Raw genomic sequence first — 11,995 nt, 5'->3', positions numbered from 1 at the left:
CGTCATGCGCAAAATCATTGTAAGGGCAAACGCAAGGATGCGCATATATCATGCAGCGGTCCTTGACACTTAACACCGCTGCTTTTTCTTTCACAAATGCCACAGCTGCACGTCATCACGATACGCACCACTTCCGCCAGCCAAGGAGACGGACATGCCATCGGCACCACCTGCGCAAGACGGCAAGAAATCCCAGCACAACCATGCTGATCACAGTGACGATATGCATCAGTGCGAGGTTTCCGACCAGATCACCGACAGCGTTGCCCAGACCAATGTCGCCACCATGGGTGCCGGCCCGGGCTATGCCGCCCTGCAATCGATGCTGGGACAGGCGCAGTCACAGAACATCCTGATGGCGAACATGGTCTCGGCCCAGAAGCAGAACGCCATGATCGGCATGACGACCATGACCCAGAGCATTCTGCAAATGATGAAACGTCGTAACCCATAAGGATGAGCGCAATGAGCAACCCGAACGAAGTCGACGAACAGATCACCGACAGCGTGACCCAGACCAACACATCGGTCATTGCCAATGGTCCGGCGATGGGCGCCATGCAGTCCTATCTGTCACAGGCCCAGGCGCAGGGGATCCTGTTTGCCAACATGGTCAATGAACAGCAGCAACAGGCTGTCGCCAGCCTGGCAACCACCATGGAATGCGCAAAGGCGACCCTGTCAGTCCAGGAATCCAAACCCAATTTTTTTACCAGCCCCGCCCCGGCTCCGCGCCAGCAGAAGCAGTCGGACGCCAACAACAACCCAACCTGAAGGGCGCGACGGGCGCACTGGGTCAGGAGTCCGACGGCGAAGACACCGGCGAGCAAGAAACCGACGCCCACTGGTATGAAACCGCATGGGGTGAAATCGATGAACGGTTTCGCGGCACCGCCCGCCAAGGCGAGACCGGTGACACAACACAAACCGGTGAAAGCAGTGAGGTCATAGCATGAGTGATATCGTCAATCCGCAAGTCACCGATGCCGTCACCCAGACCAACGTCAAGGTGCTTGGTGAAAGCCCGGCACAGGCTGTTTCCATCGCCATGCAGTCGCATTCACATGCCACCGGCCTTGCCATGGAAAACGCCACCCTGACACAAGGCAACATGCAACAGGTGGTCAACACCTCGACCTCCAAGCTTGTTGCGATGATTACCGCCCAGGCGGGCTGATGGCTTGGCAAATTTGATCACAATCGCGTCCGTGCGACGTCTAGAGATGTGCGGTCAGAAAGATCGCTTTTTCGGAGGATAACATGGCAATTCCAACCCCGGTGAACGGTCAGATTACCGACTCTGTCACCCAGAGTGCGGTCAGCGTTCTTGGCTCCGCCCCGGCAAATGCGATGGGCGCGATCTATCAAAGTGCCGCGCACTCGACGTCAATCCTGTTCCAGAACGCGGTTCAGGCGCAACAACAGGCATCGATGTGTTCGCAGGCCGCCACCAACCAGGGCGTGATGCAGCTTTATTCCGTCAACACTATGGCGGGGGCACAGGCCACCGCAAAGCTTGGACGTTCAGACAACAGCGATACGCTTTTGACACTTCTTATTATTTTGGCAGCAACCCGCCGCTAGGCACCTGACCCGATCGGTTCATTGGACCGGCAATGGTCGCAAACATGAGGGCGTGAAATGGCAGACAACACCCCTGTAAATTCACAAATCACTGATGCGGTGACCCAGAACAACGTCAAGGTTCTGGGCGAGGCGCCGGCACAGGCCATGGGGCTTGTGTATCAGACGATGGCTCATTCCATCAGTCTGTCGATGCAAAACGCCATGCAGACCCAGGGTGGCCTGCAGCAGATCGGCAATGCTGTCACGTCCAGTGCCTGCAAAATGATTCTGGATAGTTCCGGTGGCGGCATGGGTGGCGGCGGCAAAGACAGCGGCTAACCAACTGGCTAATGGACCCGCCTATTCCGTCCAAACCGCCACATGATCCAATTCGGTCTTTCGACCAGCCGTAAATGAGGTTTCTGATGGCAGACGAAGATACCAAACCAAACGAAGATCCGAAATCCGGCGACAAAGACGACGCGGCACAGGGTGGCGCCAATGCCGCCGGTGCTGGCGGCGGTGATGGAGACGGATCCCAAAAGGACGCGGCGGAAAACCAAAACAATGCCGATGGCAGCAAATCAGATGATGCTGACAAGGATGCAAGCCCCGCCGACCCCATGGCGCCTGACAACTCGTCTGGCACACCACCGCTCAGCACGGCATTGAACCCGCAAATCGTTCAGGCCGTCGGCACAACAAATCATGCGGTTCTGAACGGGGCGGTCCCCGGTGCCAACGGGGTTGCCTATCAAAAGGTTGCCCAGGCAGCGGCCTATGCGGTGCAGGATTCAACAGACTATTTGCGCAACATCATGTCGATGGCCTCCGCCACCACTGGTGTCGCCATGCAGCAGATGTTGGCCAAAAAGGAAGTCGATCCCTATTCCCAGATCATCAAGGCCGCAACCGAAGCCGTCACAGACGCCCAGAAAACCTTTTCAAGTGTTGGGGAATCTGCCAGCAGCGTTGTGAAGGACTTTGACAATCTGGCCTAGGAGAGACATGCGGCATTAGCCTGCGCGCATCAGCTCGATACGGTGGCAGGCCTCAGAGAAATCAGGGGCGAACAGTTTGACACTGAGCCCCGTCCCCTGAAGTTCATAGGCGCCCATTTCCGCCGTCGGACAGGAAATGAACTGCGCGACGGTCGAGCTGACCAGAACCCGTTTACCAAGCTGTTTGGTCAACTGTTCGATCCGGGCGGCTTCGTTTGCCGCCTGCCCGACCACGGTAAAGTCGACACGTTCAGACACGCCGACATTGCCGTAAATCACATCCCCGACATGCATTCCCAGACCATAATCAAACGGCAGTTTTCCGGCCGCTTCGCGCTTGGCATTAAGCGTATCGATGTTCAGCTGCGCTTCGGCTGCGGCGTAAAGCGCCGCATGACAAGCGGTTTCAAGGTTGGTCTCATCTTCATCGATCGGGAAGATCGCAAGCGTCGCATCGCCAATATAGCGCAGAACCTGCCCGCCATGCTTGAGCACCGCACCGGCGGTTGCGCCAAAGAAATCGTTCATTTCACCAAGAAACGCATCATCGCCGACATGGGTCGCGACCGAGGTCGAGTTGCGCATGTCCGAGAACCAGATGACCGCACGGGTCTTGGTGCTGTCGCCGAGCTTGATCTGGCCGTTGCGCACACGCTGGCCGGCATCGGTGCCCAAATAGGTTTCAAGAATGGTGCGGGTTTCTTCGTGATTGATGCGCATCTTGCATGACACGGCAAAGCGGCGCTGGATGCCAGACAGGATCGCCAGATCCTCGTCCGAGAACCCGCTGGGGCGGCGCGTCAGATAGGTCATGAAAATGCGGTTGCTGTTCATCGTGCTGTCGCTGTCGGTAACGAACGGCGTCATCAGCGCGTAGTAATCCGTGCCGCGTTTCTGGCGGAAGCTTTCAAGGATCGGGAAATCAACCACGGCACTCGGCCCGATCAGGTGGCGGCGCATGAAGCTGACATCGCTATCAAGCATCCATTTCATCGGGCTTTCGGACCATTCGCGATTTTTCTCATCGCCGCCCATATGCGTTGCCCGCTCGACCTGGCCATTTTCCTTGGTCCAGATATAGGAAACACCTTCATAAAGCGGGTGCAGGGTCTTGAAGGCGACCATAACGCGATCAACCGGAATACCCGATGCGACCAGACGGCTGGCCATGCCAGACAGAAGCTCGCTGATGTCGGTATCATCAAGCGCGCATTCCATCAGCCAGTCATTCACAGAACGCACAAATCCGCGCGCAGCCTGCGCGTTATTGGTCCCGGGTAGCGGGGTGACCACCCCCGAAGAAGACTGGTTGTTGCTCATGGGTACGCTCCGTCCGTTCCTATGCTTGATTGTTGCATCGCCGCGGGTCCAAATCCAGACCCTAGGGTCAGGACCTATTAATTTGGTTTGAATGGTTAAACAGATTTGTGCGGATACGCGGAGTAAAACTGCAGGAAGATATTTATCTTTCAAAGTTTTACGACAAAGTAGCCCGTGCAAATCCGATTAATCCGGAGGACAGACGTTATATTTGCAAACTCCAGCGTCAAATCCCTTGTCCGGGATGCCGACCCGACCGGCGGGCTTTTCCTTGGATTTCGTAAATATAACGTCTGCCATTCAAATCAAATTAATAGGTCATGACCCTAAATAGAACAGCAAGGCAATTTAGCAATTGTTGATTTTGATTTCTTGAAATTCCACGCAACAAATGACCACTGGTCACATAAATTGCAAGTGCTAACTGTCAAAAAACTGAAGCCATTTGTCCGGAGAGTTTTCACCCCTACCCCAACCGGGCGAAAGCCCCCTTATTGCGGCTGTGCCGGTGGCAAGTAAATACGCGCCAAAAGCCCGCCTTTCTGCGATTCATCCAGATAGATTTCACCGCCATGGGCCCGGATGGCCGTGCGGGCAATCGCCATCCCCAGACCAATACCACCCGTGTCACGATTGCGTGATTCTTCAATCCTGAAGAATGGCTCAAACACCTGTTCGCGTTGCTCAATCGGAATGCCCGGCCCGTCATCGGCAATTTCGATCCAAAGACCACCGTCATCGGCGTCGCGCACTGCAACCTCGACCATATCGCCGAAGTTAAGTGCGTTCGACACCAGATTGCCAAAGGCCCGCTTGATCGACAGCGGACGGCATGGATAAACGCGTGTATCGACCTCGCCGGTGAACGTAATCGGGCGCCCGGTTTCTGCTAGATCCTCGACCGCGGATTCAACAAGGGCCGTCAGATCGATCTTGCGGGTTTCCTCATTGGCGGTTTCTTCGCGGGCAAAGGTCATCGCCGCTTCGACCATCTGTTCCATTTCATCAAGCGTTTCGATGATGCGCGCCCGGTTTTCCGCATCCTCAACAAACTCTGCCCTTAGGCGCAGCGATGTGATCGGCGTGCGCAGATCATGAGAAATGGCGGCCAGCATGCGTGTGCGGTCCTCGACAAAGCATTTGAGGCGCGCGGTCATCCGGTTAAAGGCCTTGGTGGCCCGTCTGATTTCAATCGGCCCGGTTTCAGGCACCGGTTCGGGATAATCCCCCCGTCCGACGCGATCAGCCGCACGGGTCAACACATCCCACGACCGGGAAATCCGACGTGCGAGGAAATAGGCAATCACCGCGATCACCAAAGCAGACGCCAGAACGCGCAGCAAATTATCAAAGACAAACCAGGGCGGCGGCATCACCCCGCCAATCATGGCTTCAAGCCAGACATCGGGCTCAGAGCCGGTCGGCTGTCCATCGGGACCAACCACATTGACCGGCACAACAAGACGCATCACCGGCGAGGTATGGCAATCAAACCGGTCAAGGTAACGTAATGACCAGGGCGCGCGGCGATCATCATCGCGTTCGTGATGGCCATCTTTGTTGTCGTCGTCATCATGATCTTCATTGTGATCATCGTCGTGGCCAAGGCGTTGCTGCCGGTCACGTTCCAGAAACTCTTCCTTGTCGCGGCGCAGTGATTTGCGCTCGTCCCAGCAATCATCCTCCGACAGGATTTCCACCCTGGCCGGAACCCCGGTTTCAAGGGACAAGGCTTCATTAAGACGATGGCTCAGGGTGTCGGAAACAAAGCCATCCTCGGCCTGAAGGTCGGTTTCCGGGACAAGGCGCAGACGGTTTTGTGGTGATTGCGCCACCCGCAACACATCGCCCCAGTTCTCGCGCGGTGTTGTCGTCAGAATGCGCGAAATCGCCGCCACGCGTGACAGGGCATAACCGCGGCGTTCAGAGGCCACCGCATCACGGCGTTCCTCGGCCAGCATCACGCCAAGCACGATATGGGTCAGGATGATCGCGCCCAGCAGCAGGCAAACCAGCTGCGCGGTCAGGCTTTGTGGCCACAGGCGTTTAAGGAGGCGGCGCTTGGTCATTTTTCAGCCACCTCGCAGGTAAACATATAGCCCCCACCCCACACGGTCTTAATCAGGGCCGGGTTCTTGGCATCAATTTCGATCTTTTTGCGCAGGCGGCTGACCTGATTATCAATGCTGCGATCAAACGGCACGGCCTCGCGCCCGCGCGTCAGATCAAGCAACTGATCACGGTTAAGCACCATGTTGGGATGTTCGACAAAGGCACACAGAAGGCCATATTCCCCGGCACTGAGCGGCACGACCACATCATTGGCATCACGCAATTCATGCCGGGTGCGATCGAGAACCCAGCGATCAAAATGCACCTGCCCGCCCGGAAGTGGCCCCTTGCGCCCAACCGGAAGACTTTGCGCACGCCGCATCACAGCCTTGATCCGGGCCAGCAATTCGCGCGGGTTAAACGGTTTGGCCAGATAGTCATCCGCGCCCATTTCAAGACCAATGATGCGATCGGTTTCCTCGCCAAGGGCGGTCAACATCACGACCGGCACATCAAAGTTTTCCCGCAGCCAGCGACACAGGCTCAGCCCGTCTTCACCGGGCATCATCAGATCGAGCACGATCAGGTCAGGTGCGATGTCATCATTCATCAGCTTGCGCAATTCGCGCCCATCGGATGCCAGCGTCACGCGATATTCGTGCTGGCGCAGATAGCGGCCGAGCAGGTCACGGATATCACGGTGGTCATCAACAACAAGAATGTGGGGCTGGTCGCTCATCTGCGGTCCTGAAATCAAAACTCTTTGGTCAGCCTAACTTAACGCGTTGGTCATCCCGGCAGAAATAGCAATTTGTATCAGATTGTCGCAAACGGCCTGTTTGGCAAATCTTGCGACCAATTTGGCGGTTTGTCGGGATCATTTCGCGACAATCATAGGCGACAACCGTCCTCAACGCATTGATCCCCCACAAACCTGATGAGGTTACCATGAAACGCAAAAACACCCTGAAACTTGCTGCGGCCCTGATCGCAACCACCATGATCGCAACGCCGATTGCGGCTTCTTATGCATCGCCAGGTGACCGTGGCGGCAACCCTGAATGGGCAATGTCAGGCGGCGACAATTGCGAAGGAAAGTTTGAACATAAGCGAGGCAAACATGGTGAACATGGTGAACATAACAAAGGTGGAAAATTCGGACACGAAGCCCGCGAACGCTCGGTTCCCCTCTCTCCTGCAGAAGCCCGCATTCTGGTTGATGCGATGCTTTTGAAAACCGGAACCCCGGATTTCAAAACCGGTGATGCACTGATGGCCGAAGAACCGGGCAAGATCGACGTCCTGCTGGTCAATGCCGAAGGTGGCGTTGTCGAAGTCATCAAATTTGACGCAAAAACAGGCCGCATGGAACGTGAAGACCGTCGCGACATGCGTAAACTGATGCCCCGTCCTGACAAGGCAGAACGCTTTGACAACAAATACACTGCCGAACAAATGAACCTTCTGGCAAATGCCATGGTGATCCGGTTTGGCAATGGTGAATTGAAACTCGGCGAGCTGAGCGAAACCCCGCGCGGCACCTATACCGCCACGGTTACCAATCAGGCGGGCGACATTGTCCGTGAAATGGAACTGAGCAGCGTGACCGGCCGTCCGATCAGCTGATCATTTTGCCCTTTTAACATCCCCACCCCGGTCCGGGGCTTCCCCATCCCAACCGATACCCCGGACCCGCACCGCGCCCCCAAGGCTCCTCTTGGGGGCGTTTTGCGTTTTGGCGTTTAAATTCATCCGCTTGTCACGCAATTGGGTTTGACGATGTCGCGCATTCGAACCATTGTTACGCGCTTCTAAATATTGCCCCATGAAAGAAGCACCTCATGACATCGACCAATCCAAAGCCCACCCCCAGAACCGCCACCCTTGATGACATCCCCGCTCTAACAGATCTTTGGCAGGAAACCGGTCTTTACCGCCCATATAATCCGCCAGAGTGGGATGTGCGCTTTGCGCTTGAAAGTGATGAGGCCACCCTTTTCGTCTGGGAAGATAACAGCGATAACATTATCGGCTCGGTCATGGCCGGGCATGACGGGCATCGCGGATGGGTCTATTACATGGCTGTTGCGCCAACCCTGCAGAAATCAGGACTTGGTCGCCGTTTGATGGAGATCGGCGAAAACTGGCTGCGCGATCAGGGTGTCTGGCGCATGCAATTGATGGTGCGCGCCGATAACCATGCGACACAGGATTTCTACCGCCATCTGGGGTATAGGGCCTGTGATGTCGCGGTCATGCAAAAAGATATCGACACCCCGCCAGCGGATCGTTAACGCGCTAAGCCCTTACATGGCATCGGCAATGGTCGATGCCGCATTCTGTTCGTCCGGTGCCGGTTCTTCCTGATTTTTAATCGCGATGGTGGCGTGTGCGATCCGGCGCGCGCGCTCATAAAGGCGATTGACGCGTTCGACCATCGCAACCTCGATCCGATAGCGGCGCACATCGATATCACGCGGGCCGATTTCATCGCTGACCTTGCGCAGGGTGGCTTCAAGTTTGGCGGCGAACTCCGCCTTGCGACCCAGCACACGGTTGGCGGCCTCGATATCCTCGGCCGTGAAGGCGGTCATGGATTGTTTCAGACAGTCCTCTGCGATCAGGAAAAGCCCCGCCATTTTCTGGCGGCTTTCATCGGACGGCATATGACGGATATCAAGCCATTCACCCACCAGCTTGACCATTTCCTCGCTGATCAGATCGCCAACGGCTTCAAGGTGATTGCTGACTGCCAGTTCGTTTTGCAGGCGGTTCACGTCGCTTGGCAACAAGTCGGCCCGGCGCAGTTTTGCCGAGAACAGCGCAATCGCGTCTTGCAGGCTATCGACCCCGTCATCGAGTTCGGCCAGTTTTTCAAGCTTTGCCCGCGTCGGATTGCGCAGGGTTTCGCGCCCGCGACGGACAACATCAATCACCACATCGCCCATATGCACCACTTCATTGCGCAGCAAACTCAGTGCTGCGGCCGGGGCAACGGTCAGCTCGTGGATCACGTATTTCGGCTCCGGGCTCAGGCGCGGTTCGGTGTCGACCTCTGCCGGGACCAGCTTTTCAATCAGGCGCGCGATCCAGGGTACAAACCCGATCATCAGGATGACATTGGCGACGTTGAATATGGTGTGGGCATTGGCGATTTCGCGCGCGACATCAGTGCTTTCCGGCGTGCGGCCGGTGGTGATCACCTCAACCAAGCGTGCCAGTTGATCAATAAACGGCAACCAGATCACAACGCCGACCACGTTAAACAGGATATGTCCAAGGGCGGTGCGAAACGCATCACGGTTCTTGCCAATCGTCACCAGAAGCGCTGTGACACAGGTGCCGATATTGGCCCCGAATATAAGTGCAATCCCGCTTTCGAGCGGCACCAGACCCTGCCCGGCCAGCACAATGACAATCCCCATGGTCGCTGCACTTGATTGCACGAGCGCGGTAAAGGCAGCTGCGACCAGCATGGCCAGAAACGGATTGCTCATCTGGCGCATCAAATCGATGAACGGGGCGTAGGTCCGAAGTGGCTCCATGGCATCGCTCATCATGCCCATGCCAAAGAACAGCATCCCCATCCCCAGCACCGCCTTGCCGATCAGCGAAAAGCGTTTGCGATCCGCCAACATCGTCATGGCAAAACCAATTGCGATGAAAAGCGGGGCAATGGCATCTACGCGAAAGGCAATGATCTGCGCTATCAGGGTGCTGCCCATATTCGCGCCCATGATCACGGCAATCGATTGGGCAAAGGGCATCAACCCGGCCGAGACAAAACCCACCACCAGCACGGTCGTAACGCTTGAGGATTGCACCAACCCGGTAATGACTGCGCCGGAAACCGCCGCCCAAACCCGATTGCGCGTCATGCCCGACAAAACCCGGCGCAACCGGGCCCCGGCAAGGGTTTTGAGCGCACCGGCAAGATGATCCATCCCATAAAGGAACAAGGCCAGCCCACCCACCAAACCTATCAGCATCGACCAGGTTTCAAGGGGGGCAACGTCGTCTGCGGCCCTGGCCACCGGAATGGTCAGAACAAGCAGAACGGCACTGGCAAAGATGGGTTTCAGGAATGCAGGCATCAGCGAACCGGTCGAGGTAATCAGTTGAAAACAAACCGACCATAGCGCAATTTAGGGACTGAAAGGAAGCAGTAGCATGCGCAATATCGGGCCCAAATCATCGCATGAACTCAGCGAAATCGGGATCGAAAACCGCGATGAATTGCGCGCGCTCGGCATTGAAGAAACCACACGCCGATTGCTGTTTCGCTTTGGCAGCGAAAAGAAAATCAGTCTGAATTACCTCTTTGCGCTTGAAGGCGCGATCCATGATCGTGACTGGCGCGACATCACGCCCGCGCGCAAGCAGGAACTCAAAGCCCTACTTGATGCTGTCCGCCGCGAACTATCTGGCGATTAAGCCTGACAGTTCGCGGGCGTGAAATGGCTTATTCGGCCGCGACCGATTTGGGATCGTGCTTTTCCTGTGCCAGACGTTCGCCAAGATCAGCAACCTGATCGCCCGTAAGACGCAAGCCAAGCTTGGACCGACGCCAAATCAGATCATTGATGTCGCGCACCCATTCGTTATCGATCAGATAGCGCACTTCGGCTTCATACAGGTCATGACCATAACATTTGCCAAGATCACCAACGCCCTTGGCATCGCCAATGACCTGATCGATCCGCGTACCATAGGCGCGCAGCAGGCGCTTGAGCATCACCGCATCCATCCAGTCAAAGCGTGCAGCGTAATCGGCAAAGGCCGCCTCATAGGACGCATTGGGGAAGTCGCCTCCCGGCAGCACGGCATTGGCTGTCCACGGCGTATCCTTGTTGCCCAATTCCTTTGAAATGATCTGAAGCGCATGTTCGGCAAGCTTGCGATAGGTGGTAATTTTACCACCAAAAACATGAAGTGCCGGGGCTTTATGACCGTTGGCTTCAAGTTTCAGGGTGTAATCACGCGATACCTTCGATGCGTTTTCTTCGCCGCCTTCACCGGCATAGAGCGGCCGCACACCGGAATAGGTCCAGACGACATCATCAGATGCGATCGGCTTTTTGAAATAGCCGCTGGCAAGTTTGCAAAGATAATCGATCTCGTCCTGATCAATCTTGACCTTGGCCGGATCGCCTTTGAAATCGACATCCGTTGTGCCGATCAGGGTGAAGTCATCCTGATAGGAAATAGCAAAGACAATGCGCCCATCGCCGTTCTGGAAGATATAGCAGAAATCGTGGTCAAACAGCTTGGGCACGACGATGTGGCTGCCCTTGACCAGACGGATATTGGCCTTGGTATCGGATTTGACCACACCGTTTTGCGGATTGATCAGATCAGCACACCACGGTCCGGCGGCATTGATCAACATCCGGCCCGAAACTGCGCGGTTTTCAGCGGTCTCCTGATCGTGCAACGTGACATTCCAGACATCGCCATCGCGTTTTGCACCAACGCACTCCGTCCGGGTCAGGATTTCAGCCCCCATGGACTTGGCATCCATGGCGCTCAAAACAACAAGGCGTGCATCATCCACCCAGCAATCGGAATAGACAAAGCCCTTGGTCATGTCATCACGGATCGGCTCGCCCGCAACATGCTTGGCAAATGATATGCCCTCGGACGCCGGAAGTTTTTTACGGCCCCCGAGATGATCATATAGAAACAGACCCAGGCGAATCATCCAGGCCGGACGCAGATCCTTTCTGTGCGGCAGCACGAAACGCAGCGGCCAGATAATATGTGGCGCGTTATCAAGCAACACTTCGCGTTCGGTCAGGGCTTCGCGCACCAGACGGAACTCATAATGTTCGAGATAGCGCAAGCCACCATGGATCAGCTTGGTGCTGGCCGACGACGTCGCGCTGGCCAGATCATCCTTTTCACACAGCAGAACTTTCAGGCCCCGGCCCGCCGCATCGCGTGCGATCCCGGCACCGTTAATGCCGCCGCCGATAATGATCAGATCGTAGTTTGAAGTGCCAGCCATGGGGTCTCTCATCGCAGAAGGGAAACTCTTTGACGATGAAAATAGTTCA

14 protein-coding genes are annotated in these 11,995 nt (G+C 56.1%); 9 read left to right on the top strand and 5 right to left on the bottom strand.

Annotation, left to right across the window (positions count from 1 at the left end; all coding sequences use genetic code 11):
- The first annotated feature begins 154 nt into the window (after positions 1 to 154).
- From ACXAIA_RS19815 to ACXAIA_RS19790, 6 genes are all read left to right on the top strand, one after another.
- Positions 155 to 454 (top strand): RebB family R body protein, encoded by a 300-nt coding sequence (locus tag ACXAIA_RS19815; RefSeq protein ID WP_475350872.1) that lies wholly within the window; start codon positions 155 to 157, stop codon positions 452 to 454.
- A gap of 11 nt (positions 455 to 465) precedes the next feature.
- A complete protein-coding gene (locus tag ACXAIA_RS19810) occupies positions 466 to 774 on the top strand; it encodes a RebB family R body protein (RefSeq protein ID WP_475345463.1) in 309 nt (102 codons plus the stop codon).
- A gap of 178 nt (positions 775 to 952) precedes the next feature.
- Positions 953 to 1,177 (top strand): RebB family R body protein, encoded by a 225-nt coding sequence (locus ACXAIA_RS19805; RefSeq protein ID WP_475345462.1) that lies wholly within the window; start codon positions 953 to 955, stop codon positions 1,175 to 1,177.
- Positions 1,178 to 1,260: 83 nt separating this feature from the next.
- Positions 1,261 to 1,584 (top strand): RebB family R body protein, encoded by a 324-nt coding sequence (locus ACXAIA_RS19800; protein WP_475350871.1) that lies wholly within the window; start codon positions 1,261 to 1,263, stop codon positions 1,582 to 1,584.
- Positions 1,585 to 1,641: 57 nt separating this feature from the next.
- Positions 1,642 to 1,905, top strand: a complete 264-nt coding sequence (locus ACXAIA_RS19795; protein ID WP_475350870.1) for a RebB family R body protein — start codon at positions 1,642 to 1,644, stop codon at positions 1,903 to 1,905.
- Between the two features lie 86 nt (positions 1,906 to 1,991).
- The gene (locus tag ACXAIA_RS19790) at positions 1,992 to 2,567 is read left to right on the top strand and encodes a hypothetical protein (protein ID WP_475350869.1); all 576 of its coding nucleotides are present in this window, start codon (positions 1,992 to 1,994) and stop codon (positions 2,565 to 2,567) included.
- Between the two features lie 15 nt (positions 2,568 to 2,582).
- Here ACXAIA_RS19790 and ACXAIA_RS19785 read toward each other — a convergent pair whose 3' ends face one another.
- From ACXAIA_RS19785 to ACXAIA_RS19775, 3 genes are all read right to left on the bottom strand, one after another.
- Complete coding sequence (locus ACXAIA_RS19785; RefSeq protein WP_475350868.1) at positions 2,583 to 3,887, bottom strand: adenylate/guanylate cyclase domain-containing protein; 1,305 nt, start codon at positions 3,885 to 3,887, stop codon at positions 2,583 to 2,585.
- Positions 3,888 to 4,378: 491 nt separating this feature from the next.
- Positions 4,379 to 5,956, bottom strand: a complete 1,578-nt coding sequence (locus ACXAIA_RS19780) for an ATP-binding protein (protein WP_475350867.1) — start codon at positions 5,954 to 5,956, stop codon at positions 4,379 to 4,381.
- Positions 5,953 to 6,678 carry a response regulator gene (locus tag ACXAIA_RS19775; RefSeq protein ID WP_475350866.1) on the bottom strand — a complete coding sequence of 242 codons (726 nt, stop codon included), beginning with the start codon at positions 6,676 to 6,678 and terminating at the stop codon, positions 5,953 to 5,955. Before ACXAIA_RS19775 ends, ACXAIA_RS19780 begins: the two co-directional genes overlap by 4 nt.
- A 209-nt stretch (positions 6,679 to 6,887) precedes the next feature.
- Here ACXAIA_RS19775 and ACXAIA_RS19770 point away from each other — a divergent pair, with 209 nt between their 5' ends.
- Complete coding sequence (locus tag ACXAIA_RS19770; RefSeq protein ID WP_475350865.1) at positions 6,888 to 7,565, top strand: hypothetical protein; 678 nt, start codon at positions 6,888 to 6,890, stop codon at positions 7,563 to 7,565.
- A gap of 215 nt (positions 7,566 to 7,780) precedes the next feature.
- A complete protein-coding gene (locus ACXAIA_RS19765; RefSeq protein WP_475350864.1) occupies positions 7,781 to 8,233 on the top strand; it encodes a GNAT family acetyltransferase in 453 nt (150 codons plus the stop codon).
- Positions 8,234 to 8,245: 12 nt separating this feature from the next.
- Here ACXAIA_RS19765 and ACXAIA_RS19760 read toward each other — a convergent pair whose 3' ends face one another.
- Positions 8,246 to 10,033, bottom strand: a complete 1,788-nt coding sequence (locus ACXAIA_RS19760; protein WP_475350863.1) for a Na/Pi cotransporter family protein — start codon at positions 10,031 to 10,033, stop codon at positions 8,246 to 8,248.
- A gap of 76 nt (positions 10,034 to 10,109) precedes the next feature.
- Between ACXAIA_RS19760 and ACXAIA_RS19755 the strand changes: the two genes are divergently transcribed.
- On the top strand, positions 10,110 to 10,373 hold the full coding sequence (locus tag ACXAIA_RS19755; RefSeq protein ID WP_475350862.1) for a TfoX/Sxy family DNA transformation protein: 264 nt from the start codon (positions 10,110 to 10,112) through the stop codon (positions 10,371 to 10,373).
- Between the two features lie 28 nt (positions 10,374 to 10,401).
- Here ACXAIA_RS19755 and glpD read toward each other — a convergent pair whose 3' ends face one another.
- The gene (glpD, locus tag ACXAIA_RS19750) at positions 10,402 to 11,946 is read right to left on the bottom strand and encodes a glycerol-3-phosphate dehydrogenase (protein WP_475350861.1); all 1,545 of its coding nucleotides are present in this window, start codon (positions 11,944 to 11,946) and stop codon (positions 10,402 to 10,404) included.
- Between the last annotated feature and the right edge of the window lie 49 nt (positions 11,947 to 11,995).

The sequence above is a fragment of the Thalassospira sp. ABL2_045 genome, assembly GCF_056161285.1.
Note: the sequence above shows the minus strand (reverse complement) of the source record. Positions and strands in the feature narration are given on the sequence as shown.